This is a genomic window from Bacillus sp. AFS098217 (assembly GCF_002551815.1).
Lineage (GTDB): Bacteria > Bacillota > Bacilli > Bacillales > Bacillaceae_G > Bacillus_A.
The window spans coordinates 140,313-166,391 of record NZ_NVPR01000016.1; the positions used below are offsets into that span (position 1 = coordinate 140,313).

A 26,079-nucleotide genomic window follows, 5' to 3' on the forward strand; every position below is an offset into this window, starting at 1 on the left:
CACTACTATAATTTAACACAACTAAAAAGAGAATGCAACAGTGTATAGAAAAGAAATCAAGAAAAATTACTTGACACTAAATGTTAGTAAAGAAAAGTAGAAATCAAGAAAAATCACTTGACATATTATAGTGGTACATGTTGTATAATAACAATGGACTATTTTGCTCGTCATAAAAAAAGTGTAATGATAAGTGAAAAATATGAGAGCAAAAAGAAAGAACGATGGAATTTTCTTTAAAAAGATTATATGATAGTAACTAAAGTAGTCTAGCTCACTTTCACCATTTATGAAGGGGGAAACGAGATGTCAATTGAAATTAAAACGAAGTACGGTCAAATTGATATTAGTACAGATGTAATTGCAACGATTGCTGGAGGGGCCGCGGTAGATTGTTATGGTATCGTTGGTATGGCTTCAAAAAATCAGTTGAAAGATGGATTAACAGAAATTTTACGAAAAGAAAACTTCACTAGGGGCGTTATTGTCCGTAAAGACGAAGATGAAGTACATATTGATATGTATATTATTGTGAGCTATGGTACGAAAATTTCAGAGGTAGCACACAACGTCCAAACAAAAGTGAAATATACATTAGATCAAACGGTAGGACTAGCAGTAGATTCTGTAAACATCTACGTACAAGGAGTTAAAGTAATAAACTTGTAATGTGCATTAAGGAGGAAAATCTGTGTCAATTCAAAAAATTGATGGAAAACGTTTATCACAAATGATCATTCAAGGAGCGAATAATTTAACAAATAATGTTCAGCTTGTTGACGCATTAAACGTTTTTCCAGTTCCAGATGGCGATACCGGTACAAATATGAATTTATCAATGACTTCAGGCGCACGTGAAGTAAAAGCAAATCCTTCACAGCATGCTGGTAAAGTCGGTGTAAGTTTAGCAAAAGGATTATTAATGGGAGCTCGTGGTAACTCAGGTGTTATTTTATCACAGTTATTCCGAGGTTTCTCTAAGTCTATTGAGCAAAAAGAAGAGTTAACAACAGTTGATTTTGCGGCAGCTTTAGAAGCTGGTGTCGAAACAGCATATAAAGCAGTTATGAAACCGATTGAAGGAACGATTTTAACAGTTGCAAGAGAAACGGGTAAATATGCAGTCACGGTTGCGAAAAAACAGCGCGACTTTGTTTTGTTTATGGAAGACGTTGTTAAAGAAGCAAATGCATCGTTAAATCGTACGCCAGATTTATTACCTGTATTAAAACAAGTTGGCGTTGTAGATAGCGGTGGTAAAGGTCTTGTTGTTGTATACGAAGGCTTTTTAGCTGATTTAAAGGGAGAAACAATTTCTTCTGATGCACCAGCACAGCCATCTATGAACGAAATGGTGCGTGCAGAACATCACCGTAGTGTACAAAGCCAATTGAGTACAGAAGACATTAAATATGGATATTGTACGGAGTTCATGGTGAAATTAGAGCCTGAGAAAGTAAAGGAACATAATTTCTCTGAACAAAAATTCCGTGAAGACATTAGTGTATACGGAGATTCATTATTAGTTGTGTCGGATGATGAAATTGTAAAGGTTCATATTCATGCAGAACATCCTGGTGATGCGATGAACTATGGACAACGTTACGGTAGCTTAATTAAAATTAAAGTAGAAAATATGCGTGAACAGCATACTGCTTTATTAGATGAGCCAGCACCGATGACGGAAAAAGTAAGTCCGGCAAAAGAAAAACAGCCATATGGTATTGTAACTGTAGCAATGGGATCGGGTATTAAAAACTTATTCGAGAGCATTGGTGCAACGCAAGTTATTGAGGGCGGTCAAACGATGAATCCAAGTACGGAGGATATCGTGAAGGCGATTGAAGAAGCGAATGCTGAGAAAATTATCATTTTACCGAATAACGGAAATATCGTAATGGCAGCAGAGCAAGCGGCATCAGTTGTAGATCAAGATGTTATTGTCGTTCGTTCAAAAACTGTTCCTCAAGGTATGGCTGCAATGTTAGCATTTAATCCAGCTGGAACGTTAGAAGAGAATGAAGAAAACATGAAAGAAGCTTTATCTCATGTGAAAACAGGTCAAATTACGTATGCAGTTCGTGATACGGAAATTGACGGTGTAGCAATTCAAAAAGATGACTTCATGTGTATTGCAGATGGGAAAATTGTATCTACAAACGCTGACAAAGTAGGTGCGGCGAAGCAATTACTTGAAGCTATGATCGATGAAGAATCTGAAATTGTAACAATTTTACAAGGTGAAGATGCAACGGATGAAGAAGTTGCTGAATTAGTTGCGTTTGTAGAAGAGCAATTTGAAGATGCTGAAGTAGAGGTACACCAAGGTAACCAACCTGTGTATTCTTTCATTTTTTCTGTAGAATAATAAAAATTCTTTATTATAAGGAATTGATTATTTACTTGCTAATGAGCAAGAGCTAGTAACATAAAATGTGTCCCTAGCTCTTGCTCAAAAGGCTAGCATATTGATGATGGAAAAGAGCCTTGCTGTTATAGTGAGGCTCTTTTCTTACGTAGTTCATTCGCCTGCTTTGTATATGCAGGGATTAGAGTAGTTTCTCTTAGAATGCCTATGATAGAATATATAAGGTAGAAGAGAGCGATTACAGGTATAAGTTAACTGTAATCTATAGAATAAAATGATGTGACGGAGCGTGAAAACCTTGAATGAAGTTGTACAAGTTCCTGTTACGGATGTAAAGGGAATTGGAGAAGAAACATCTGAGTTATTACACGAGATGGGGATTTATACAGTTTCTCATCTGCTAGAACATTTTCCGTACCGTTATGAAGATTACGCAATGAAAGATTTGGCTGAAGTGAAGCACGAAGAACGTGTGACGGTTGAAGGGAAAGTGCATAGTGCTCCTTTATTACAATATTATGGGAAGAAAAAATCGCGTCTGACTGTCCGTGTACTTGTTGGCCGTTATTTAATTACAGCTGTATGTTTTAATAGACCATATTATAAGCAAAAGTTAAAGTTAGATGAGACGGTAACGATTACTGGTAAGTGGGATCAACATCGTCAAATAATTTCTGTATCTGAGCTCTACTTTGGGCCAGTTGTACGTCAACAAGAAGTAGAGCCTGTGTATTCGGTAAAAGGGAAAATGACAGTAAAGCAAATGCGTCGCTTTATTGCGCAAGCTTTAAAAGAATACGGCAATTTGATAACGGAAGTATTGCCAGATGGATTACTTAGTCGTTATAAGTTGTTACCTCGTTATGAAGCTCTTCGGGCACTGCATTTTCCGGTTGGGCAAGAAGATTTAAAACAAGCGCGTCGTAGGTTTGTTTACGAGGAGTTTTTCTTATTTCAACTGAAGATGCAAACGCTTCGGAAAATAGAAAGGGAAAATTCTAAAGGGACGAAAAAAGAAATTTCGATGGAAGCATTACAAGAGTTTACTGATGCACTTCCGTTTCCGTTAACTGGTGCACAGCGCCGAGTTGTTGATGAAATTATGAAAGATATGAAATCTCCTTATCGGATGAACCGATTATTACAAGGGGATGTAGGGTCCGGAAAGACAGTTGTGGCGGCAATTGCTCTTTATGCAGCGAAATTAGCGCATTATCAAGGAGCTTTAATGGTTCCTACGGAAATTTTAGCTGAACAACATTATCAATCGCTCGCTGAAATATTCTCGCATTTTAATATGAATGTCGAGTTGTTAACGAGTTCAGTTAAAGGAGCTAGACGCCGTGAAATTTTAGCGAGATTAGAACAAGGGGAAGTAGATATTCTTGTTGGAACACATGCTTTAATTCAAGATGAAGTTATTTTCCATAGATTAGGTCTCGTTATTACTGATGAGCAGCATCGATTCGGCGTAGCGCAGCGTCGTGTTTTACGAGAAAAAGGTGAAAGCCCAGATGTGTTATTTATGACAGCAACACCAATTCCGCGTACATTGGCAATTACTGCATTCGGTGAAATGGATGTTTCAATTATTGATGAGATGCCAGCGGGCCGAAAGGTGATTGAAACATATTGGGCAAAACATGATATGTTAGATCGCGTTCTCGGTTTTGTTGAGAAAGAAGTGAAAAAAGGGCGACAAGCTTACGTTATTTGCCCTCTTATTGAAGAATCTGAGAAACTGGATGTGCAAAATGCTATCGATTTACATAGTATGCTGATGCATCATTATCAAGGAAAGTTCCAAGTTGGATTAATGCATGGAAGGTTATCATCTCAGGAAAAAGAAGAGGTAATGGAACAGTTTAGTGAGAATGTAGTGCAAATTCTTGTTTCAACAACTGTAGTTGAAGTAGGTGTGAATGTGCCGAACGCAACTGTTATGGTTATTTATGATGCGGAGCGCTTCGGTTTATCTCAGCTTCATCAGTTGAGAGGTCGTGTTGGACGTGGTAGTGAGCAATCTTATTGCTTATTAATTGCAGATCCAAAATCGGAAACAGGAAAAGAGCGCATGCGCATTATGACTGAAACAAATGATGGGTTTGTATTGTCAGAAAAAGATTTGGAGTTACGAGGACCTGGAGACTTCTTTGGAAGTAAGCAAAGTGGTCTGCCAGAGTTTAAGGTTGCTGATATGGTACATGATTATAGAGCGCTAGAAACAGCTAGACAAGACGCAGCGATATTGGTTGATTCAAAAGCATTTTGGCGTAATGATCAGTATGCGCCGCTTCGTGTGTATCTTGAGGGAACAGGTGTATTCCAAGGAGAAAAGCTCGATTAAAAATGGAATGTAAAAATTTTTGTTGCATTCTACTTTCAATGATTATATACTACTGTTAGTACCTAGTCATAAAAAATGGATGGTGCGGTATGAAAAAAAGAAGAAGTAAAAAAGAAAGACAAGTATTATTACAACAAACAATAGAAACGAACCCGTTCATAACAGATGAAGAGTTAGCGGAGCAGTTTCAAGTTAGCATACAAACGGTTCGTCTTGATCGTATGGAACTATCAATTCCAGAGTTAAGAGAGCGAATTAAACATGTAGCGACGAAACAACATGAAGAAGATGTGAAATCTTTGCCGCTAGAAGAAGTCGTTGGGGAAATTATTGACATAGAATTAGATAGACATGCAATTTCTATCTTTGAAGTAAAGATAGAACATGTTTTTAAAAGAAATCAAATTGCTCGTGGGCATCATTTGTTTGCTCAAGCAAACTCACTAGCTGTTGCGGTTATTGATGAAGAACTCGCTTTAACTGCAAAGTCTACCATTCGATACATTCGTCCTGTAAAATTAGGAGAACGTGTTGTTGCAAAGGCGCGCGTTGAAGATGTAGAGAATGATAAAGGACGGACGGTTGTCAAAGTGCGTAGCTTTGTTGGAGAAGAACTCGTTTTTACAGGCACTTTTGAAATGTATCGATCTAGTAATTATAGTGAGGAAGGTAACAACTTATGAAAATCGCAATAGATGCAATGGGCGGCGATCATGCTCCAAAAGCAGTTGTATTAGGGGCAATGAAAGCTATTAAGGAATATTCAGATTTACATATTACATTAGTAGGAAAAGAAGAGGACATTCGTCAGTATTTAACGAATGAAGAGCGTATTACTATACTTCATACAGACGAAATGATTGAAGCGACGGATGAGCCAGTAAGAGCTGTTCGCCGGAAAAAGCAAGCTTCAATGGTACTTGCAGCACAGCAAGTAAAAGATGGTGTAGCAGATGCGTGTATATCAGCAGGCAGTACAGGAGCTTTAATGGCCGCTGGATTGTTTGTTGTAGGTAGAATGGAAGGGATCGAAAGACCAGCTTTATCCCCTACAATGCCAACGGTCGATGGAGAAGGTTTCGTTATGCTAGATGTTGGAGCGAATGTCGATGCAAAACCGATTCATTTATATCAATACGCAGTTATGGGTTCTGTTTATGCTGAAAAAGTAAGAGGAATTAAAAATCCGCGTGTTGGACTTTTAAATGTTGGGACAGAAGATGGCAAAGGGAATGAACTTTCAAAACAAGTATTTGCCATGTTAAAGGATGCGCCGATTCATTTTGTTGGAAACGTTGAATCAAGAGACTTATTGCAAGGTGTAGCGGATGTTGTTGTATGTGATGGTTTTACGGGGAATGTGGCGTTAAAATCATTAGAAGGAACAGCACTTGCGTTATTCTCTATGCTGAAAGAACAATTGATGAGTTCGTTTACAAGTAAATTAGCAGCAGCGGTATTAAAACCGAAACTTATGGTATTAAAAGATAAAATGGATTATTCAGAGTATGGCGGGGCGGCATTATTTGGATTACAAGCTCCTGTCATTAAGGCTCATGGTTCTTCTAATGATCAATCGATCTTCAGTGCGATTCGTCAAACAAGAGAGATGGTAGCGAAAGAAGTAATTCCTACAATTTCGAGTGTAATAGAGAAAGAGCCGCTTCAATAAAAGGAGGATTTGAAATGGGAAAACTAGCATTTCTTTTTCCAGGCCAAGGTTCACAGGCGGTTGGAATGGGTAAACAATTAGCAGGGAATAATAAAGAGGTTGCGAAAGTATTTCAAAAAGCGGATGAAGTTTTAAAAGAATCCCTTTCAGAATTAATTTTTGAAGGGCCGCAGGAAACACTAACATTAACGACAAATGCGCAACCTGCATTATTGGCAACAAGTTTTGCGATTTTAACAGCTTTGAAAGAATACGATATTAAACCTGATTATGTAGCGGGACATAGTTTGGGTGAATATAGTGCACTTGTTGCAGCTGAAGCGTTAACATTTGAAGATGCTGTGTATGCTGTAAGAAAACGCGGCGAATATATGGAAGAGGCTGTTCCAAACGGAGAAGGTGCGATGGCAGCTATTTTAGGAGCAGACCCAGATGTGCTGAAACAAGTTACAGAAGAAGTAACGAGTGAAGGCTACGCTGTCCAAATTGCTAATATGAATAGTACGAAGCAAATTGTTATTTCTGGAACGAAACAAGGAGTAGAAATTGCTTCTCAAAGAGCAAAAGAAAATGGCGCTAAGAGAGCAATTCCGCTTCGAGTAAGTGGGCCGTTTCATTCATCACTTATGAAACCGGCTGCTGAAAAATTCCAAAGTGTTTTAAATGAAATTACAATTCAAAATGCAAATATTCCTGTTATTGCAAACGTTACGGCAGACGTTATTACGCGCGGTGAAGACATTCAAGAAAAGCTAATTGAACAGCTCTATTCTCCTGTTTTATGGTACCCATCTATTGAACGTATGGTACAACAAGGGGTAGATACGTTTATTGAAATTGGACCTGGAAAAGTACTTGCTGGTCTTATGAAATCAATTGCTCCATCTGTAAAGGTATATGCAATCTATGATGAAGAGACATTGAATGATACCATTTTCAGTTTGAGAGGAGAAAGCGGATGTTAAAAGGGAAAGTAGCGCTAGTAACAGGTGCGTCACGTGGAATTGGTCGTGCAGTTGCGATTGAATTAGCTAAACAAGGTGCAAATGTTGTAGTGAATTATGCTGGTAATGAGCAAAAGGCAAATGAAGTAGTTGATGAAATTAAAAAACTTGGTTCAGATGCAATTGCAGTAAGAGCAGATGTTGCAAATGCTGATGATGTTGCAAATATGGTGAAACAAACTGCAGATACATTTGGACAAGTTGATATTCTTGTAAATAACGCAGGTGTAACAAAAGATAATTTATTAATGCGTATGAAAGAAGAAGAATGGGATACAGTTATTAATACAAACTTAAAAGGTGTTTTCTTATGTACGAAGGCAGTATCTCGTTATATGATGCGTCAACGTCATGGTCGCATTATAAACATCGCTTCTGTCGTTGGTGTGATAGGAAATCCAGGTCAAGCGAATTACGTGGCGGCTAAAGCGGGGGTAATTGGATTAACGAAAACATCAGCTAAAGAATTAGCTAGCCGAAATATTACAGTAAATGCAATTGCTCCAGGATTCATTGCTACTGATATGACGGATGTATTAGACGAAAATATAAAAGAAGAAATGTTAAAAGTAATCCCTGCCGCTAAATTTGGAGAAGCGCAAGATATTGCAAATGCAGTAACATTTTTTGCTTCTGATCAAAGCAAATATATTACAGGTCAAACGTTAAATGTTGACGGCGGTATGGTAATGTAATAAAAGAATCGATTTCTTCTAGTTTTTTTGGACAATATTTAATATAATAATTGAGGGGAGGTGAATGCAATGGCAGATGTTTTAGAGCGCGTAACAAAAATCATCGTTGATCGTTTAGGAGTAGAAGAAACTGAGGTAGTATCAGCTGCAAGCTTTAAAGAAGATTTAGGCGCAGACTCCCTAGATGTAGTAGAACTTGTAATGCAATTAGAAGATGAATTTGAAATGGAAATTTCTGATGAAGATGCTGAAAAGATTGCTACTGTTGGCGATGCTGTGACTTACATAGAGAGTCATCTATAATGTTTGAGTGAAGTCCCGTTTTTTAGCGGGGCTTTCTCGGCTTATATCTGGAGGGACCTATGCCGTACCGAAAATATAGAGAAAAAAAATACGAAACAAAATATCGTGAAGCTTTTAAAACGTTTCAACAAAAAATAGGTATTACGTTTATAGATGAAAAATTATTGATTCAAGCATTTACGCATTCATCGTATGTGAATGAGCATCGAAAAAAACCACATGAAGATAATGAACGTCTTGAATTTCTTGGAGACGCTGTATTAGAACTAACTGTATCACAGTATCTGTTTCAAAAATATCCGACAATGAGCGAAGGAGAATTAACAAAGTTACGCGCAGCTATTGTGTGTGAGCCATCTCTTGTTCGTTTTGCTAATGAATTGTCATTTGGTAACCTTGTTTTACTTGGGAAAGGTGAAGAAATGACAGGTGGGCGTGAACGACCAGCTTTATTAGCGGATGTCTTTGAAGCGTTTATTGGAGCCCTTTATCTTGATCAAGGATTAGATACAGTTTGGGGATTTTTAAAAGAAATTGTATACCCAAAAATTAATGAAGGTGCTTTTTCTCATGTGATGGATTATAAGAGTCAACTACAAGAATTGATTCAGCGTGATGGTAGCGGTAATATTGAATATCAAATTTTGCAAGAAAAAGGACCTGCTCATAATCGAGAGTTTGTGTCACGCGTTACATTAAATAGTGTGGCTTTAGGGGTCGGAAGTGGGAAGTCGAAAAAAGAAGCTGAACAGCAAGCTGCTGCAGAAGCGTTGAAAAAATTAAAAGAACAATCATAAGGAATCCCCCTTTAAATGAGGGGGATTCCTTATGCATAGAATGAAGCTTTATTTTTATTTGGAAATACAAAGTTAAATATGAATCCGTACAATAGCTTGTTTGTTATAGACAGCGCCTATAACAACGGAGAATAGGGGGAAAGCCTTTCGTGTTTTTAAAGAGATTAGAAATAGCGGGATTTAAATCCTTCGCAGAGCGTGTATCTGTTGATTTTGTTCCAGGTGTAACATCTGTCGTTGGTCCTAACGGAAGCGGAAAGAGTAATATTACTGATGCGATCCGCTGGGTACTTGGTGAACAATCTGCAAAATCATTACGTGGTGCAAAGATGGAGGATATTATTTTTGCAGGAAGTGATACGCGAAAAGCGGTTAATGTTGCAGAGGTGACGTTAACTTTAAATAATGAAGATCAGCGTTTACCGATTGAATATAATGAAGTGTGTGTAACGCGCCGTGTTTCCCGTTCGGGAGATAGTGACTTTTTTATTAACAAACAATCTTGTAGATTAAAAGATATTATTGATTTGTTTATGGACTCTGGCATGGGTCGAGAAGCTTTCTCAATCATTAGCCAAGGGAAAGTAGAAGAAATTTTGAGTAGTAAGTCGGAAGAACGCCGCGGTGTATTCGAAGAAGCTGCGGGTGTATTAAAATATAAACTCCGCAAAAAGAAAGCTGAAGGAAAATTAGCAGAAACACAAGAAAATTTAAATCGTGTACAAGATATCATTCATGAATTAAGTAGTCAAGTAGAGCCTCTCGAGAGACAAGCTTCTATTGCGAAAGATTATTTGGAGAAAAAAGAAGAACTAGAGAAGGTAGAGGTAGCTCTCATTGTATATGAAATTGAAGAATTACATGAAAAATGGGAAACGCTTCGTAGTCAGTTTGGACACAATAAAGATGAAGAAGTAAAAATGTCAACCTACTTACAAAAAAGTGAAGCAGAGCTTGAAGAGTTGCGTGGACAATTGCAAGCAATTGATGAATCTGTGGATTCCTTACAAGAAGTCCTTCTTCTTTCTAGTAAAGAGTTAGAAAAATTAGAAGGACAGCGTGAATTGCTGAAGGAAAGAAAACAAAATGCAACAACGCATTGCGCACAGCTTGAACAGTTAATTATTGAATTAACAGAGAAAGCTAATGATTATGATGGTGAAATTGAAACGAGTACAGAAGAATTAATGAAATTTGCAAATCAGGTAAAAAAATTAGAACAGAAGTTACATGAAAATGAGAAACTTCTTTCAACATATGCAGAAAATCTAGAAGAGCAAATTGAACATTTAAAAGGTGATTATATTGAACTTTTAAATCAACAAGCAAGTAATCGTAATGAACTATCTATGCTAGAAGAACAGTTCAAACAACAAAATTCTAAAAACCAGCGCCTTGATGAGGAAAATGAAAAGTATGTTCAAAAGCGTATGCAAATTACAGCTAAAAAGGCGAAATTTGCGGAGAGCTACGAGCAAGCAAAAGAGAAAGTCACAAGCATTATTACGAATATACAAAAGACAGAAGTAGAGCTTGAGAAATGCAAGAAGCAATATAGTGAAAATGAAACAAAGCTATATCAAGCGTATCAATTTGTTCAGCAAGCTCGTTCTCGAAAAGAAATGCTAGAAGAAATGCAAGAAGATTATTCTGGTTTTTATCAAGGAGTACGTGAAGTATTAAAAGCCCGTGAAAGCAAGCTTCAGGGGATTGAAGGAGCTGTGGCGGAACTTCTTACCGTACCGAAAGAATATGAAGTAGCAATGGAGATAGCCCTTGGGGCAGCGATGCAACATGTTGTTGTACAAACAGAAGAGCACGCGCGCAAGGCAATTGCTTTTTTAAAACAAAATAGGCATGGACGTGCAACGTTTTTACCTCAGGCAGTTATGAAAGGGAGATCGTTATCATTCGATCAATTACGTATTGTAAATCAACATCCATCATTTATTGGTGTAGCAGCAGAACTCGTACAGTACAATAATAAATATGAAAACATTGTTTCGAATTTATTAGGTACAGTTGTTGTTGCAAAAGATTTAAGAGGGGCGAATGAGTTAGCGAAGCAATTGCAATATCGCTACCGCATTGTGACAGTTGAAGGGGATGTTGTGAATCCTGGTGGTTCTATGACTGGTGGCGCTGTAAAACAAGCGAAATCTTCTTTATTAGGGCGTCAGCGCGAACTTGAAGAGTGGAATAAGAAGCTTGCTGAAATGGAAGAAAAAACATCTAAATTAGAAAATTTTGTGAAAGTATTGAAGCAAGAAATTCAAGAAAAAGAAGTGAAAGTAAACGAACTGCGTCACAGCGCGGAAGAAGAGCGTGTGGATGAACAGAAGTTAAAAGAAGAAATTAATCAGTTAGAGTTAGAAGAACATCGCATTAATGATCGCTTATCTATCTATGACTTAGAAATAGAAGGCTTTTTACAAGAGCAAGTAAAAATGCAAGGACGTAAAGAAGAGTTAGAAGAGATTTTAGCAAATCTTCAAAAAGAAATTGCAGAGTTAGATGGAAAGATTTCTGCTTTAACAAAGCAGAAAAGCGAGCAACATTCTTCGAAAGAAAAAGTTCAAACAGAGATGACAGAGCTGAAAGTACAAGCAGCAGAAAAGCAGCAACGTTTATCTAACCAGAAAGAAAAAGTAGAGCGCTTAACGAAAGAAAAAGAGGAAGCGCAGCGAATGCTTGTAAAAACAAAAGAAGATTTATCGTTCTTAAAACAAGAGATGACATCGAATTCAAGTGGCGAAGAGCAAATTACGAATATGATTGAGAAGAAAGCACATGATCGAAATCAGACATCGGAATTAATTCGTTCTCGTCGTGAACAACGTTTAGCTTTGCAAGAGCGGATAGACCATTTAGAACGTGAAGTGAAAGAGACGAAGGGTAAGCATAAATACATTTTAGAAATGTTAAAAAATCAAGAAGTAAAAATCAATCGTCTCGATGTGGAATTAGAGAATAGATTGCAACATTTACGTGAAACGTATACCATTTCATTTGAAGCAGCAAAACTAAAATATACAATGATGATGCCTGCAGAAGATGCACGTAAAAAGGTGAAACTAATTAAATTATCCATTGAAGAGCTTGGAACAGTAAATTTAGGTGCGATTGATGAATATGAGCGTGTAGCAGAACGTCATACATTCCTATTAGAGCAGCGAGACGACTTGGAAGAAGCGAAGGCAACACTGCACCAAGTTATTACGGAAATGGATGAAGAAATGAAAAAACGTTTTTCCACTACATTCCAAGCAATCCGAACAGAGTTCCAATCAGTATTCTGTGAATTATTTGGAGGCGGAAGAGCCGATTTAGTAATGACAAATCCGCAAGATTTATTAAATACGGGTATTGATATTGTAGCGCAGCCGCCAGGTAAGAAATTGCAAAATTTAGGTTTACTGTCAGGTGGTGAGCGTGCTTTAACTGCAATTGCATTGCTGTTTGGTATTTTAAAAGTACGCCCTGTTCCGTTCTGCGTACTAGATGAGGTGGAAGCTGCTCTTGATGAGGCGAATGTAGTCCGTTTCGCGCAGTATTTGAAGAAGTTTAGTGATGAAACGCAGTTTATTGTTATTACACACCGAAAAGGTACAATGGAAGAATCGGATGTACTATATGGGGTAACGATGCAAGAATCAGGTGTATCTAAACTTGTTTCCGTTCGTCTGGATGATGGAGAAGAGCTGGTTACAAGCAAATAGGAAGGATGGGAAGAATGAGCTTCTTTAAAAAGTTAAAAGAAAAGATTTCAAAACAAACTGATACTGTAACAGAGAAATTTAAGCAAGGGTTAGAAAAAACGAGAAATTCATTTGCGGATAAAGTAAATGATTTAGTGTATCGCTATCGTAAAATCGATGAGGATTTCTTTGAAGAATTGGAAGAGATTTTAATTGGTGCAGATGTTGGGGTTGCGACAGTGATGGAACTTATTGATCAGCTGAAGGAAGAAGTGCAGCGTCGTAACATTCAAGATCCAAAAGAAGTACAAGCTGTTATCTCAGAGAAATTAGTAGGGATTTACAAAGGTGACGAAGAGTTTAGTAATGAAATGAATATGCAACAAGATCAATTAACGGTTATTTTATTCGTTGGTGTTAACGGTGTTGGAAAAACAACAACAATTGGCAAAATGGCTCATAAGTTTAAAACAGAGGGAAAATCCGTCTTATTAGCAGCTGGGGATACGTTCCGTGCGGGAGCAATTGAACAGCTAGAAGTATGGGGCGACCGCGTTGGTGTAGAGGTAATTAAACAAGGGTCTGGCTCTGATCCAGCAGCGGTTATGTACGATGCTGTTCAAGCAGCAAAAGCGCGTAAAGTAGATGTTTTGCTATGTGATACAGCAGGACGTTTGCAAAATAAAGTAAACTTAATGAAAGAGTTGGAAAAGGTGAAACGTGTTATTGAACGTGAAATTCCAGGTGCTCCTCATGAAGTATTACTTGTTATTGATGCAACAACAGGACAAAATGGTTTAAGTCAAGCGAAAACATTCCGCGAAGCAACGAACGTTACTGGTATTGTTTTAACAAAATTAGACGGAACTGCTAAAGGTGGTATTGTATTAGCAATCCGTAATGAGATGGATGTACCAGTAAAATTTGTTGGTCTTGGAGAGCAAATGGACGACTTACAGCAATTTGATCCAGAACAATATGTTTACGGTTTGTTTGCAAACTTAGTGGAAAAAGAAGAAGCATAAAGTGAAAGAAGCGGGGCTTCCGCTTCTTTTTTATGAAAAATATAGGATGTTAAGAAAAAAACTTGACACTCTTTTATACTCCATGTAAACTAATTCATGTAAAGGGAAATCACTTAACAAAGGATGATCCAACATGCTCGAAAAAACAACGAGAATGAATTATTTATTTGATTTTTATCAATCGTTGTTAACGCAAAAACAAAGAAGTTATATGTCGCTTTATTATTTAGATGATTTATCTCTTGGTGAAATTGCGGAAGAATTTGATGTAAGTCGCCAAGCCGTGTATGATAACATTAAACGGACTGAAGCGATGCTTGAAGAATATGAAGAGAAATTAGTATTACTTCAAAAGTTTCAAGAGCGACAGCGACTTGTTGCAAGGCTAAAACAGCTAATCAGCGAAGAAGAGCATGTGAATGAAGAAATGAAACAAGTTGTTGAAGCTATCGAAAAATTAGATTAGGAGGGCGGCAATATGGCATTTGAAGGATTAGCCGACCGACTTCAACAGACGATGCAAAAAATCCGCGGCAAAGGAAAAGTTTCCGAAGCCGATGTAAAAGAAATGATGAGAGAAGTTCGTCTAGCTCTTTTAGAAGCGGATGTTAACTTTAAAGTAGTAAAAGATTTTGTAAAGCGTGTGTCTGAGCGTGCTGTCGGACAAGATGTAATGAAGAGTTTGACACCTGGACAACAAGTAATTAAAGTTGTACAGGAAGAACTTACAGAACTTATGGGCGGAGAGCAAAGTAAAATTGCTGTCGCTAATAAGCCACCAACTGTCATTATGATGGTTGGACTGCAAGGTGCAGGTAAAACAACGACAACAGGTAAACTTGCGAATTTGCTTCGTAAAAAGCACAATCGTAAACCGATGCTTGTTGCAGCTGATATTTATCGTCCTGCAGCAATTAAACAGCTTGAAACATTAGGGAAGCAATTGGATATGCCTGTTTTCTCATTAGGAGATCAAGTAAGTCCTGTTGAAATTGCAAAACAAGCGATTGCAAAAGCGAAAGAAGATCATCATGATTATGTTTTAATTGATACTGCAGGTCGTCTGCATATTGATGAAGAACTAATGGATGAACTAGCGAAAGTGAAAGAAGTTGCGAACCCGGATGAAATCTTCCTAGTTGTCGATGCGATGACAGGACAAGATGCGGTCAATGTTGCACAAAGCTTCCATGATCAGCTAGGTTTAACAGGTGTTGTTTTAACGAAATTAGATGGTGATACGCGCGGTGGTGCAGCATTATCTATTAAAGCAGTAACAAATACACCGATTAAATTTGCTGGTATGGGTGAGAAATTAGATGCAATTGAAGCATTCCATCCTGAACGCATGGCATCTCGTATTTTAGGGATGGGTGACGTTCTAACATTAATTGAAAAGGCGCAAGCTACAGTTGATGAAGAAAAAGCAAAAGAACTTGAGCAGAAAATGCGTACGCTTTCGTTTACGCTTGACGATTTCCTTGAGCAACTTGGACAAGTGCGTCAACTTGGGCCACTTGATGAATTGCTAGGAATGCTTCCTGGTGCAAATAAAATTAAAGGGCTGAAAAATGCACAAGTTGATGAAAAACAAATTGGGCATATTGAGGCAATTATTCGTTCTATGACAATAGTAGAGCGAGAACAACCGGAAATAATCAATGCTAGTCGTAAAAAGCGTATTGCCAAAGGTAGCGGTACAACCGTACAAGAAATTAATCGTCTACTCAAACAGTTTGAAGATATGAAAAAAATGATGAAGACGATGACTGGCATGCAAAAAGGTAAGAAAAAGGGACTAGGTGGATTGAAGTTTCCATTTATGTAAGGAAAAAAAGATGGCTCTGTTAAGAAAAAATACTTTACAAAGCAATAGTCTTTTTGCTAATATAATTATCTGTGTGAAATAAATTCGGAGGTGCTTTATAAATGGCAGTTAAAATTCGTTTAAAACGTATGGGAGCTAAAAAAACTCCTTTCTATCGTGTAGTTGTTGCAGATTCTCGTTCTCCTCGTGACGGACGTTTCATCGAGGAAATTGGTACTTACAATCCAGTTGCTCAACCAGCTGAAGTGAAAATCAATGAAGAAGCAGCATTAAAATGGTTAGGAAATGGTGCGAAACCATCTGATACAGTTCGCAATCTTTTCTCTACTCAAGGTATCATGGAGAAATTCCACTTATCTAAACAAGGTAAGTAATTGAGGCAATGGCTATGAAAGAGTTAATCGAAACGATCGTCAAGCCTCTTGTAGATTATCCTGAAGATGTAAAGGTTACACAGGAACTTTGCAACGGAGAGATAAAGTATCGATTAACCGTACATCCTGAGGATGTTGGAAAAGTCATTGGGAAGCAAGGGCGTGTTGCAAAAGCAATTCGAATGCTCTTGTATTCAGTGGGACATCATAATCATGAAAAAGTTACACTGGAAATTCAATAGGTGTGAAAAGGGCGAGGATTTATTCCTCTCCCTTTTTTAACATTTTAAGAGAAATTGCATTGTCCATATATAGAATGGAGATGCTTAACTTATATAGAAAACAGGGGTGACGTGCTGTTTATGACAAAATGGTTTAACGTAGGAAAAATTGTAAATACTCATGGTGTTAAGGGAGAAATCCGTGTCATTTCTCGTACTGACTTTCCGGAAGAACGATATAAAGTAGGAAATACATTATACATATGGAATGATAAGGAGAAAACTCCGCTTCCTGTAAAAGTAACTACTCATCGTCAGCATAAGACATTTGATTTATTGACATTTGAAGGGTTTAACAATGTAGATGAAGTAGAAAAGTTTAAAGGTTCTTTACTAAAGGTTCCAGAAGAGCAACTTGGTGAACTTGCTGAAGGTGAGTACTATTACCATGAAATTATTGGGTGTAAAGTAGTAACAGAAGATGGTGAAGAGCTGGGAACAATAAAAGAAATTCTATCTCCTGGTGCAAATGATGTATGGGTAATTAAACGTCCAAAAGGACAAGAACTTTTAATTCCGTACATTGATGATGTTGTGCTGCAAGTTAACGTTGAAAATAAATTGGTAACCATTCATGTAATGGAAGGATTGCTATAATGAAAATTGACATTTTAACATTATTTCCAGAGATGTTTACTGGTGTGTTTGGATCTTCGATTTTAAAAAAAGCGCAAGAAAAAGAAGCTGTATCGCTTAGAGTTGTAAATTTTCGTGATTATACGACAAGTAAGCATAACAGTGTAGATGATTATCCGTACGGCGGGGGCGCTGGTATGGTGTTAACTCCACAGCCTATCTTTGATGCTGTAGAAGAATTAATGAAAGATACAGAATGTAAACCAAGAGTTGTATTAATGTGTCCACAAGGAGAACGATTAACGCAGAAAAAGGCAGAAGAACTTGCAGGGGAAGAGCATGTTATTTTTGTGTGTGGTCATTATGAAGGTTATGATGAACGAATTCGTGAACATCTTGTAACAGATGAGATTTCTATTGGTGATTATGTATTAACAGGTGGGGAATTAGCATCTATGGTTGTTACAGATAGTGTTGTACGTCTTTTGCCAGGGGTACTTGGAAATCAAAACTCACAGGTGGAAGATTCTTTTAGTACAGGCTTATTAGAACATCCGCATTATACACGTCCAGCCGATTTTCGTGGCATGAAGGTACCGGATGTGCTTATGTCAGGGAACCATAAGAATATTGAAGAATGGCGTCATAAGGAATCGTTGCGACGTACCTATACGCGTAGACCAGATTTACTTGAAGAACGCAGGCTATCAAAGCAAGAAGCGACTTGGCTTAAGCAAATTAAAGAAGAGCAGTAAGAACTTCATATATTTTCTATTGCAACAGGCCTAGCAATATGCTATTATAACATTTGTGCTACTGAAAGCAGTAGCCGTATTAACGATGTTCCGCTGTAATTTATGAATGACTTTATAAGAGCATCTGTTTAAAGGAGAGAATTGAATATGCAACAATTAATCGCAGATATTACAAAAGGCCAATTAAAAACTGACCTACCTTCATTCCGTCCTGGTGACACTTTACGTGTACACGTAAAAGTAGTTGAGGGTACTCGTGAGAGAATTCAGCTTTTTGAAGGTGTTGTAATTAAACGTCGTGGTGGCGGAATTAGCGAAACGTTCACAGTTCGTAAGATTTCTTACGGCGTAGGTGTAGAGCGTACATTCCCAGTTCACACACCAAGAATCGCGAAAATCGAAGTACTTCGCCGTGGTAAAGTACGTCGTGCTAAGTTATACTACTTACGTAACCTTCGCGGTAAAAAAGCACGTATTAAAGAAATTCGATAAGACATGTATGGGAGCTTGTAAATGCACAAGCTCCCTTTTTCCAATCTATATGAAATTTTGATATAATACGAGCAGCGTACATAACTGTGGAGGGGTAAAGCATGAAAAAAGAAAAGAGTTCGCTTTGGGAATGGATAAAAGCAATTTTGATTGCTGTTGTGTTAGCAGCTGTGATTAGACAGTTTTTCTTTGCGCCCATTCTTGTAGATGGTGTCTCGATGTCACCGACGCTTCATGACCGTGATCGGATGATTGTTAATAAAATCGGTTATCACATTGGTGAACCGAAACGTTTTGATATAATTGTATTTCGAGCAACGGAAGAGAAAGATTATATTAAACGTGTTATTGGCTTACCAGGCGATGAGGTTGAATATCGTAACGATACACTCTATATTAACGGAAAACCCTATGAGGAACCGTATTTAGACAAGCAGAAAAAACAACTTTCTGACGGACCGCTTACATATGATTTCAAACTTGAAGAAATTACAGGTAAAAAAACCGTTCCAGAAGGTCAATTATTTGTATTAGGTGATAATCGTCGTTTTAGTAAAGATAGTCGTACGATTGGCACGGTTAAGATGGACCAAGTAATAGGAAAAGCAAATATGTTATATTGGCCATTAAAGGATGCACGTATTGTGAAATAAACAAAAAAAGAAGGTGGCAACATGGCAATTCAGTGGTTTCCAGGGCATATGGCAAAAGCTAGGCGCCAAGTAACAGAAAAGTTAAAGTTAATTGATGTTGTAATTGAACTTGTAGATGCACGTTTACCTTTATCTTCTCGAAATCCAATGATCGATGAAATTATTACACATAAGCCGAGACTAGTTGTTTTAAATAAAGCCGATATGGCAGATGATCGTTTGACGAAACAATGGATCGCTTATTTTGAAGAGCAGGGTCATAAAGCAATTTCAATTAATGCACAGGCCGGACAAGGTATGAAAGAAATTACAGCTGCTTGTAAAGTACTTGTAAAAGAAAAGTTTGATAAAATGATTGCAAAAGGGATTAAACCAAGAGCGATTCGTGCATTAATCGTCGGTATTCCAAATGTCGGTAAATCTACTTTGATTAATAAATTAGCGAAGAAAAACATTGCGAAAACAGGCGATCGTCCTGGTGTTACAACAGCACAGCAATGGATTAAAGTAGGAAAGGAAATGGAGTTATTAGATACGCCAGGTATTTTATGGCCGAAATTCGAAGATGAATTAGTTGGACTTCGTCTTGCGACTACTGGCGCAATTAAAGACGCTATTTTAAACTTACAAGATGTAGCTGTTTATGCACTTCGCTTTATGGAAAAACATTATCCTGAGCGTTTGCAAGAGCGTTATAAAATAAATGACATTCCAGAAGATATTGTGGAATTATTTGATGCGATTGGAAAGAACAGAGGTTGTTTAATGGGCGGCGGACTTGTTGATTATGATAAAACATCAGAACTTGTTCTTCGTGAACTTCGCGGTGGTAAACTGGGAAGAATGACATTTGAAACACCAGATGAATTTGTAGAAGAGGTATAAGAAGACGTGCGTTTGTACGTCTTTTCTTTTTGGGTGTTTTTAAAAAGGAGTGTACATAAAATGCAAAAATTAACAATTAAAGAAGTGGGATGTTTATTACAAGAAATTACGGCAGAAGAAGATGAACGATTTCAAATGTTAATAAAAGATGAGCGGAAAGGCGTTCAAAACTTAATTGCGAAATGGCACAAACAAAAAGAACAGGTGCAAAAAGAAAGAGAACAATTTTTAGAGATGTCTCAATATGAACAGGCATTACGTGAACAGGGGCTCTTATATATTGCTGGGATTGATGAAGTAGGAAGAGGGCCGTTAGCTGGACCTGTTGTTACGGCCGCTGTTGTCCTTCCAGAAGATTTTTATATACCAGGGTTAAATGACTCTAAAAAGCTAAGTGAAGCGAAGCGGGAGCGTTTCTATGATGAAATTAAAGAAAGGGCAGTAGCAATTGGGGTTGGAATTGTATCACCGCAGGTTATTGATGAGATAAATATTTATCAAGCAACCAAGCGAGCGATGTTGGATGCAATTGCAAATTTATCGTGTACACCAGAGCATCTATTAATTGATGCGATGAAACTTCCTACTTCCATTCCACAAACATCCATTATCAAAGGAGATGCAAAAAGTATTTCTATCTCAGCTGCCTCCATTATCGCGAAAGTCACGCGTGATCGCATGATGAAGGAACTAGGGAAGGAACACCCTGAATATGGTTTTGAACAGCATATGGGCTATGGAACAAAACAACATTTGCAAGCAATCGAAACATATGGTGTACTAGAAGAACACCGGAAAACATTTGCACCAATTAAAGATATGATCCAAAAATAAGCTGTAACCTACAGCTTATTTTTTTATTTTGGCATACAAATATTACTATTTTCAAAAAAGAATAAAGCGATTTCAGTTTTCTGACACTTTATTGTAGACAGCATGGCAATCATTTTATACAATGGCAATGTAGTGTTTTTAAACATTAAAAAACTTTTTGAGTAAAACAGGAAAACGGGGGAGGATGGGACTATGAATATCCATGAGTATCAAGGTAAGGCAGTCCTTAGAAGCTATGGGGTTAGTGTTCCAAACGGGAAGGTTGCCTTTACAGTAGAAGAAGCTGTAGAAGCAGCGAAAGAATTAGGAACGGATGTATGTGTAGTTAAAGCACAAATTCACGCTGGTGGACGCGGCAAAGCTGGCGGAGTAAAAGTTGCGAAAAATTTAGATGAAGTTCGTACATATGCGGAAAGCATTTTAGGAACTACACTTGTGACGCATCAAACAGGTCCTGAAGGTAAGGAAGTAAAACGCTTACTTATCGAAGAAGGTTGCGATATTAAAAAAGAATATTATGTAGGTCTTGTATTAGATCGTGCAACTTCTCAAGTTGTTTTAATGGCATCTGAAGAAGGTGGAACAGAAATTGAAGAAGTAGCTGAAAAAACACCTGAAAAAATCTTTAAAGAATATATTGATCCAGCAGTAGGATTACAAGGCTTCCAAGCGCGTCGAATCGCGTTTAACATCAATATTCCAAAAGAGCTTGTAGGACAAGCTGTGAAGTTTATGATGGGCTTATATCGTGCGTTTATCGAAAAAGATTGCTCTATCGCGGAGATTAATCCACTTGTTACAACAGGTGATGGGAAAGTTATGGCGTTAGATGCAAAATTAAACTTTGATTCTAATGCGTTATATCGTCATAAAGACATTTTAGAACTTCGTGATCTTGATGAAGAAGATTCAAAAGAAATTGAAGCTTCTAAATATGACTTAAACTACATTCCTTTAGATGGAAATATCGGTTGTATGGTTAATGGTGCAGGTTTAGCAATGGCTACAATGGATATCATTAAACATTACCATGGTGACCCAGCTAACTTCTTAGATGTTGGTGGCGGCGCAACAGCTGAAAAAGTTACAGAAGCATTCAAAATTATCCTTTCTGACAAAAATGTAAAAGGTATCTTTGTTAACATTTTTGGTGGCATTATGAAGTGTGATGTTATTGCAGAAGGTGTTATTGAAGCAACGAAGCAAGTAGGTCTTGAGTTACCTTTAGTTGTACGTCTTGAAGGTACAAACGTAGAGTTAGGTAAGAAAATTTTAAATGAGTCTGGCTTAAATATTGTTGCAGCAGAATCTATGGCAGACGGTGCACAAAAAATTGTTTCACTAGTGGGCTAATAGAAAGCGGGGGAGAAAAATGAGCGTATTAGTTAATAAAGATACAAAAGTTATTGTTCAAGGTATTACAGGTTCTCAAGGATTATTCCATACAAAACAAATGATTGAATACGGTACGAAAATTGTCGGTGGTGTAACACCAGGTAAAGGCGGCACTGATATTGAAGGTGTACCAGTATTTGATACAGTAGAAGATGCTGTGAAAGCAACAGGCGCGAACGCTTCAGTTGTATACGTTCCACCCGCTTTTGCGGCTGATGCAATTATGGAAGCAGTTGATGCAAAGATTGATTTAGTAGTATGTATTACTGAAGGAATCCCTGTATTAGATATGGTAAACGTAAAGAGATATATGGCTGGTAAACATACACGTTTACTTGGACCAAACTGCCCTGGTGTCATTACACCTGATGAATGTAAAATTGGTATTATGCCAGGCTACATTCACAAAAAAGGTCATGTAGGTATCGTATCTCGCTCTGGTACATTAACGTATGAAGCTGTACATCAGTTAACACAAGAAGGTATTGGCCAATCTACTGCTGTAGGTATTGGTGGGGACCCTGTTAATGGTACAGACTTTATTGATGCGTTAAAAGCGTTTAATGAAGATGAAGAAACACATGCTGTTATTATGATTGGTGAAATCGGCGGAACAGCAGAAGAAGAAGCTGCTGAGTGGGTAAAAGCAAACATGACAAAACCTGTTGTCGGCTTCATTGGCGGTCAAACAGCACCTGCAGGTAAGCGTATGGGTCATGCTGGGGCGATCATTTCTGGCGGTAAAGGAACTGCTGCTGAAAAGATTAAAACAATGGAAGCTTGTGGTATTAAAGTTGCCGAAACACCAGCTGTTATGGGTGAAACATTAATCTCTGTTTTAAAAGAAAAGGGATTATTCGAAACTTGTAAAAACTATTAATCTTTTTGAAAGACACCTTCATGTTAGAAGGTGTCTTTTTACACATTTTTTGTTTACATAATAAAAATTATGGGTAAGGAGAATGATTGTGAAAAGAGAACGATTGCTTCATCTTCACTATGTATTAGCGGATCATTGGAAAGCGTTAAAATACTTGTTACACATTGATCCAGAGGTAAAGAACATCTATAATTTTTGTCCGGAACACTTTGAAAAATATACAGGATTATCCTCGAAAAAATCTTCTGAATTAGTGAAATTCTTACAGACATCAACATCTTCTCAATGTATTCATCATTTAGAAAAAAATCATCTTTTTTATGTAACAATATGGGATCATGACTATCCAGAATTGTTACGTGAAATACCAGATCCTCCCTTTGTTTTATATGGAAAAGGACAGAGAGAACTCCTTAATAAAATGAATAAATTAGCGGTAGTTGGAACAAGAAAACCATCTTTATATGGGAAGGAGAGCATACAACCCATTTTACAACCGCTGATAGATAAAGGGTGGTTAATTGTTAGTGGTTTGGCAAGTGGGATTGATACAATTGCCCATGAAATCACAGTGCAGCAGCAACGCATGACCATTGCGATATTAGGACATGGTTTACAGTATATATATCCAAAAGAAAATCAGCAATTTTACAACACATGGAAAGATTACATGTTATTATTAACGGAATATCCGCCGCATTATTCTCCGCGAAAATGGTATTTTCCAAGAAGAAATCGAATTATAAGTGGACTTTGCAAAGGGGTTTTAGTTGTGGAGGCGAAAGCAAGGAGTGGATCGCTTATTACTGCAGATCTGGCTTTAGAACAAAATAGAGAAGTGTTTGCACTTCCTGGTCCTATGTTTATAGATAGTGCAATTGGGACAAATCAACTCATTCAGCAAGGGGCAAAACTTGTTCAAAAAGCAGAAGATATTCTTGAAGAATTTTAAAATTAATCTTATATTTTTATGTTTTTATTAAACAATTATTGACAAATGGTAGATTGGCACTGTATGTTATACTCATTCTTGATTGACAAAAATAAGAGAAATCAATAAGATTAATGAAGATTTGAATCCACCTCTTAAGGAGGCACTAGCATGTCAGATTACCTCGTGATCGTGGAGTCGCCTTCTAAGGCGAAGACCATTGAAAAATATTTAGGGAAAAAATACAAAGTCGTCGCGTCTATGGGACATGTTCGCGATTTACCTAAAAGCCAAATGGGGATAGAAGTAAAGAATAACTTCACCCCGAAGTATATTACCATTCGTGGTAAGGGTCCCGTTTTAAAAGATTTAAAATCAGCGGCAAAAAAAGCAAAAAAAGTCTATCTCGCAGCCGATCCAGACCGCGAGGGAGAAGCGATTGCTTGGCATTTAGCAAATACGTTAAATGTGGACGTTGAATCGGATTGCCGGGTTGTGTTTAATGAGATTACAAAAGATGCAATCAAGGAATCATTTAAGCATCCTCGCGCAATTAATATGGATTTAGTAGATGCACAACAAGCAAGACGAATACTTGATCGTCTTGTTGGTTACAATATTAGTCCTTTATTATGGAAGAAAGTCAAAAAAGGATTAAGTGCAGGACGCGTACAATCTGTAGCGGTTCGTTTAATTATTGATCGTGAAAAAGAAATTCAAAACTTTACTCCTGAAGAATTCTGGACAATTAAAACAGAATTTGTAAAAGGAAAAGACACATTTGAAGCATCTTTTTACGGTGTAAACGGAGAGAAAGTTCAGTTAACAAATGAAGCACAAGTAAATGACATAATTGGAAAAATGAAAGACAATGCGTTTTCGGTTGAAAATGTAACGAAAAAAGAGAGAAAGCGCAATCCTGCATCACCGTTTACAACGTCTTCCCTACAGCAAGAGGCAGCGCGTAAGTTAAACATGCGAGCAAAGAAAACAATGATGCTTGCACAGCAACTATATGAAGGGATAGATCTTGGTAAACAAGGAACAGTAGGTCTTATTACGTATATGAGAACAGATTCAACACGTATCTCAGAAACTGCTCAAGAAGAAGCTCGTTCTTATATTACTGACGCATTTGGTTCGGAATACATAGGGACAGAGAAGAAGAAGGAAACGAAAAAAGCGAATGCACAAGATGCGCACGAAGCAATTCGTCCAACTTCTGTGATGAGAAAGCCAGATGAATTGAAAAGTTTCTTAAGTCGTGATCAACATCGTTTGTATAAATTGATTTGGGAGCGGTTTGTTGCAAGTCAAATGGCATCTGCTATAATGGATACTGTTACAGCTAGACTCATTAATAACAATGTTCAATTCCGTGCAAATGGATCGGTAGTGAAATTCCCAGGGTTTATGAAGGTGTACGTGGAGTCGAAAGATGATGGTGCAGAAGAAAAAGATAAAATGTTGCCTCCTTTAGAAATAGGAGAAACTGTATTTTCAAAAGATGTAGAGCCGAAACAACATTTTACACAGCCACCACCACGCTATACGGAGGCCCGTTTAGTTCGAATGCTTGAAGAGCTTGGAATTGGGAGACCATCGACTTATGTACCAACGCTCGAAACGATTCAGAAGCGAGGATATGTCGCATTAGATAATAAACGATTTGTTCCTACTGAACTTGGCGAGATTGTAATCGAACTTATTTTAGAGTTTTTCCCAGAAATTATTAACATCGAATTTACTGCCAATATGGAGCAAAGTCTCGATGAAGTAGAAGAAGGAAAAGCGAATTGGGTAAAAATTGTTGACAATTTCTACGTAGGCTTTGAACCTCGCTTGGAAAAAGCGGAGAAAGAAATGCGCGAAGTAGAAATTAAAGATGAACCAGCTGGGGAAGACTGTGAGTTGTGTGATCACCCAATGGTCTTTAAAATGGGTAAATACGGAAAGTTTATGGCTTGTTCAAATTTCCCTGATTGTCGTAATACAAAACCGATTGTAAAAGAAATCGGTGTAACTTGTCCGAAATGTGATAAAGGACAAATTATTGAACGTCGAAGTAATAAAAAGAAACGTCTTTTCTATGGGTGTGGAACATATCCAGAATGTGACTTTGTATCTTGGGATAAGCCGATTGGCCGAAAATGTCCAAAATGTGAAGGTATGCTTGTAGAGAAGAAGTTGAAAAAAGGCGTTCAAGTGCAATGTATTTCGTGTGATTATGAAGAAGAACAACAAATGTGAGCGTAACCGCTCACATTTTTTTCGGGATAGAAAAGG

At 37.6% G+C, this 26,079-nt stretch carries 25 protein-coding genes; all 25 read left to right on the top strand.

All coding sequences use genetic code 11. The features are described 5' to 3' along the window. The first annotated feature begins 306 nt into the window (after nucleotides 1–306). The 25 genes from COO03_RS03645 to topA all read left to right on the top strand — a co-directional run bounded on the left by COO03_RS03645 (nucleotide 307) and on the right by topA (nucleotide 26,043). Nucleotides 307–669, top strand: a complete 363-nt coding sequence (locus COO03_RS03645; RefSeq protein ID WP_000021111.1) for an Asp23/Gls24 family envelope stress response protein — start codon at nucleotides 307–309, stop codon at nucleotides 667–669. A gap of 22 nt (nucleotides 670–691) precedes the next feature. Beyond that, complete coding sequence (locus tag COO03_RS03650; RefSeq protein ID WP_097895170.1) at nucleotides 692–2,368, top strand: DAK2 domain-containing protein; 1,677 nt, start codon at nucleotides 692–694, stop codon at nucleotides 2,366–2,368. A 298-nt stretch (nucleotides 2,369–2,666) separates the two neighbouring features. Beyond that, nucleotides 2,667–4,715, top strand: coding sequence for an ATP-dependent DNA helicase RecG (gene recG, locus COO03_RS03655; protein WP_097895172.1), 2,049 nt, complete (start codon nucleotides 2,667–2,669; stop codon nucleotides 4,713–4,715). 89 nt (nucleotides 4,716–4,804) lie between these two features. Then, nucleotides 4,805–5,398, top strand: a complete 594-nt coding sequence (gene fapR, locus COO03_RS03660; RefSeq protein ID WP_097895174.1) for a transcription factor FapR — start codon at nucleotides 4,805–4,807, stop codon at nucleotides 5,396–5,398. Next, nucleotides 5,395–6,387: a phosphate acyltransferase PlsX gene (gene plsX, locus COO03_RS03665; protein WP_097895176.1), complete on the top strand. Its 993-nt coding sequence runs from the start codon at nucleotides 5,395–5,397 to the stop codon at nucleotides 6,385–6,387. Before fapR ends, plsX begins: the two co-directional genes overlap by 4 nt. 14 nt (nucleotides 6,388–6,401) lie before the next feature. After that, the gene (gene fabD, locus COO03_RS03670; protein ID WP_097895178.1) at nucleotides 6,402–7,352 is read left to right on the top strand and encodes an ACP S-malonyltransferase; all 951 of its coding nucleotides are present in this window, start codon (nucleotides 6,402–6,404) and stop codon (nucleotides 7,350–7,352) included. Next, complete coding sequence (fabG, locus tag COO03_RS03675; protein WP_097895179.1) at nucleotides 7,346–8,086, top strand: 3-oxoacyl-[acyl-carrier-protein] reductase; 741 nt, start codon at nucleotides 7,346–7,348, stop codon at nucleotides 8,084–8,086. Before fabD ends, fabG begins: the two co-directional genes overlap by 7 nt. A 69-nt stretch (nucleotides 8,087–8,155) precedes the next feature. After that, nucleotides 8,156–8,389: an acyl carrier protein gene (acpP, locus tag COO03_RS03680; RefSeq protein ID WP_097895180.1), complete on the top strand. Its 234-nt coding sequence runs from the start codon at nucleotides 8,156–8,158 to the stop codon at nucleotides 8,387–8,389. A gap of 59 nt (nucleotides 8,390–8,448) precedes the next feature. Next, the gene (gene rncS, locus COO03_RS03685) at nucleotides 8,449–9,186 is read left to right on the top strand and encodes a ribonuclease III (RefSeq protein ID WP_097895181.1); all 738 of its coding nucleotides are present in this window, start codon (nucleotides 8,449–8,451) and stop codon (nucleotides 9,184–9,186) included. 149 nt (nucleotides 9,187–9,335) lie between these two features. Next, nucleotides 9,336–12,905, top strand: a complete 3,570-nt coding sequence (gene smc / locus COO03_RS03690; RefSeq protein WP_097895182.1) for a chromosome segregation protein SMC — start codon at nucleotides 9,336–9,338, stop codon at nucleotides 12,903–12,905. 14 nt (nucleotides 12,906–12,919) lie between these two features. After that, nucleotides 12,920–13,909 carry a signal recognition particle-docking protein FtsY gene (gene ftsY / locus COO03_RS03695; RefSeq protein WP_097895183.1) on the top strand — a complete coding sequence of 330 codons (990 nt, stop codon included), beginning with the start codon at nucleotides 12,920–12,922 and terminating at the stop codon, nucleotides 13,907–13,909. A 133-nt stretch (nucleotides 13,910–14,042) separates the two neighbouring features. Next, nucleotides 14,043–14,375: a putative DNA-binding protein gene (locus tag COO03_RS03700; RefSeq protein WP_042979425.1), complete on the top strand. Its 333-nt coding sequence runs from the start codon at nucleotides 14,043–14,045 to the stop codon at nucleotides 14,373–14,375. A 12-nt stretch (nucleotides 14,376–14,387) separates the two neighbouring features. Continuing rightward, nucleotides 14,388–15,737: a signal recognition particle protein gene (gene ffh, locus COO03_RS03705; protein WP_097895186.1), complete on the top strand. Its 1,350-nt coding sequence runs from the start codon at nucleotides 14,388–14,390 to the stop codon at nucleotides 15,735–15,737. Between the two features lie 101 nt (nucleotides 15,738–15,838). Further along, complete coding sequence (gene rpsP / locus COO03_RS03710) at nucleotides 15,839–16,111, top strand: 30S ribosomal protein S16 (RefSeq protein WP_000268751.1); 273 nt, start codon at nucleotides 15,839–15,841, stop codon at nucleotides 16,109–16,111. A 14-nt stretch (nucleotides 16,112–16,125) separates the two neighbouring features. Further along, entirely contained in the window at nucleotides 16,126–16,353 is a 228-nt protein-coding gene (locus tag COO03_RS03715) for a KH domain-containing protein (protein ID WP_097895189.1), read from the top strand. A gap of 120 nt (nucleotides 16,354–16,473) precedes the next feature. Continuing rightward, entirely contained in the window at nucleotides 16,474–16,989 is a 516-nt protein-coding gene (gene rimM, locus COO03_RS03720) for a ribosome maturation factor RimM (RefSeq protein WP_097895191.1), read from the top strand. Beyond that, entirely contained in the window at nucleotides 16,989–17,723 is a 735-nt protein-coding gene (gene trmD / locus COO03_RS03725; RefSeq protein WP_097895192.1) for a tRNA (guanosine(37)-N1)-methyltransferase TrmD, read from the top strand. Before rimM ends, trmD begins: the two co-directional genes overlap by 1 nt. A gap of 147 nt (nucleotides 17,724–17,870) precedes the next feature. Further along, entirely contained in the window at nucleotides 17,871–18,215 is a 345-nt protein-coding gene (gene rplS / locus COO03_RS03730; protein WP_033672113.1) for a 50S ribosomal protein L19, read from the top strand. 101 nt (nucleotides 18,216–18,316) lie between these two features. Continuing rightward, nucleotides 18,317–18,868 carry a signal peptidase I gene (gene lepB / locus COO03_RS03735; protein WP_097895194.1) on the top strand — a complete coding sequence of 184 codons (552 nt, stop codon included), beginning with the start codon at nucleotides 18,317–18,319 and terminating at the stop codon, nucleotides 18,866–18,868. Between the two features lie 21 nt (nucleotides 18,869–18,889). Next, nucleotides 18,890–19,753, top strand: a complete 864-nt coding sequence (ylqF, locus tag COO03_RS03740) for a ribosome biogenesis GTPase YlqF (RefSeq protein ID WP_097895197.1) — start codon at nucleotides 18,890–18,892, stop codon at nucleotides 19,751–19,753. Between the two features lie 60 nt (nucleotides 19,754–19,813). Next, the gene (locus COO03_RS03745) at nucleotides 19,814–20,587 is read left to right on the top strand and encodes a ribonuclease HII (RefSeq protein ID WP_097895199.1); all 774 of its coding nucleotides are present in this window, start codon (nucleotides 19,814–19,816) and stop codon (nucleotides 20,585–20,587) included. Nucleotides 20,588–20,779: 192 nt separating this feature from the next. After that, nucleotides 20,780–21,940, top strand: a complete 1,161-nt coding sequence (gene sucC / locus COO03_RS03750) for an ADP-forming succinate--CoA ligase subunit beta (RefSeq protein ID WP_097895201.1) — start codon at nucleotides 20,780–20,782, stop codon at nucleotides 21,938–21,940. A 19-nt stretch (nucleotides 21,941–21,959) separates the two neighbouring features. Continuing rightward, nucleotides 21,960–22,862 (top strand): succinate--CoA ligase subunit alpha, encoded by a 903-nt coding sequence (gene sucD, locus COO03_RS03755; protein WP_042979412.1) that lies wholly within the window; start codon nucleotides 21,960–21,962, stop codon nucleotides 22,860–22,862. Between the two features lie 88 nt (nucleotides 22,863–22,950). Further along, a complete protein-coding gene (gene dprA, locus COO03_RS03760; RefSeq protein ID WP_097895202.1) occupies nucleotides 22,951–23,814 on the top strand; it encodes a DNA-processing protein DprA in 864 nt (287 codons plus the stop codon). A 150-nt stretch (nucleotides 23,815–23,964) separates the two neighbouring features. Next, a complete protein-coding gene (topA, locus tag COO03_RS03765) occupies nucleotides 23,965–26,043 on the top strand; it encodes a type I DNA topoisomerase (protein WP_097895204.1) in 2,079 nt (692 codons plus the stop codon). Nucleotides 26,044–26,079: the final 36 nt, after the last annotated feature.

What these genes read in the sequence shown, in the direction of transcription:
- COO03_RS03700 (WP_042979425.1), top strand. Translation starts at nt 14,043, where the DNA reads ATGCTCGAAAAAACAACGAGAATGAATTATTTATTTGATTTTTATCAA.
- lepB (WP_097895194.1), top strand. Translation starts at nt 18,317, where the DNA reads ATGAAAAAAGAAAAGAGTTCGCTTTGGGAATGGATAAAAGCAATTTTG.
- rimM (WP_097895191.1), top strand. Translation starts at nt 16,474, where the DNA reads ATGACAAAATGGTTTAACGTAGGAAAAATTGTAAATACTCATGGTGTT.
- rncS (WP_097895181.1), top strand. Translation starts at nt 8,449, where the DNA reads ATGCCGTACCGAAAATATAGAGAAAAAAAATACGAAACAAAATATCGT.
- COO03_RS03745 (WP_097895199.1), top strand. Translation starts at nt 19,814, where the DNA reads ATGCAAAAATTAACAATTAAAGAAGTGGGATGTTTATTACAAGAAATT.
- rplS (WP_033672113.1), top strand. Translation starts at nt 17,871, where the DNA reads ATGCAACAATTAATCGCAGATATTACAAAAGGCCAATTAAAAACTGAC.
- fabD (WP_097895178.1), top strand. Translation starts at nt 6,402, where the DNA reads ATGGGAAAACTAGCATTTCTTTTTCCAGGCCAAGGTTCACAGGCGGTT.
- ylqF (WP_097895197.1), top strand. Translation starts at nt 18,890, where the DNA reads ATGGCAATTCAGTGGTTTCCAGGGCATATGGCAAAAGCTAGGCGCCAA.
- fapR (WP_097895174.1), top strand. Translation starts at nt 4,805, where the DNA reads ATGAAAAAAAGAAGAAGTAAAAAAGAAAGACAAGTATTATTACAACAA.
- COO03_RS03645 (WP_000021111.1), top strand. Translation starts at nt 307, where the DNA reads ATGTCAATTGAAATTAAAACGAAGTACGGTCAAATTGATATTAGTACA.
- fabG (WP_097895179.1), top strand. Translation starts at nt 7,346, where the DNA reads ATGTTAAAAGGGAAAGTAGCGCTAGTAACAGGTGCGTCACGTGGAATT.
- ffh (WP_097895186.1), top strand. Translation starts at nt 14,388, where the DNA reads ATGGCATTTGAAGGATTAGCCGACCGACTTCAACAGACGATGCAAAAA.
- sucC (WP_097895201.1), top strand. Translation starts at nt 20,780, where the DNA reads ATGAATATCCATGAGTATCAAGGTAAGGCAGTCCTTAGAAGCTATGGG.
- sucD (WP_042979412.1), top strand. Translation starts at nt 21,960, where the DNA reads ATGAGCGTATTAGTTAATAAAGATACAAAAGTTATTGTTCAAGGTATT.
- rpsP (WP_000268751.1), top strand. Translation starts at nt 15,839, where the DNA reads ATGGCAGTTAAAATTCGTTTAAAACGTATGGGAGCTAAAAAAACTCCT.
- ftsY (WP_097895183.1), top strand. Translation starts at nt 12,920, where the DNA reads ATGAGCTTCTTTAAAAAGTTAAAAGAAAAGATTTCAAAACAAACTGAT.
- COO03_RS03715 (WP_097895189.1), top strand. Translation starts at nt 16,126, where the DNA reads ATGAAAGAGTTAATCGAAACGATCGTCAAGCCTCTTGTAGATTATCCT.
- trmD (WP_097895192.1), top strand. Translation starts at nt 16,989, where the DNA reads ATGAAAATTGACATTTTAACATTATTTCCAGAGATGTTTACTGGTGTG.
- acpP (WP_097895180.1), top strand. Translation starts at nt 8,156, where the DNA reads ATGGCAGATGTTTTAGAGCGCGTAACAAAAATCATCGTTGATCGTTTA.
- topA (WP_097895204.1), top strand. Translation starts at nt 23,965, where the DNA reads ATGTCAGATTACCTCGTGATCGTGGAGTCGCCTTCTAAGGCGAAGACC.
- plsX (WP_097895176.1), top strand. Translation starts at nt 5,395, where the DNA reads ATGAAAATCGCAATAGATGCAATGGGCGGCGATCATGCTCCAAAAGCA.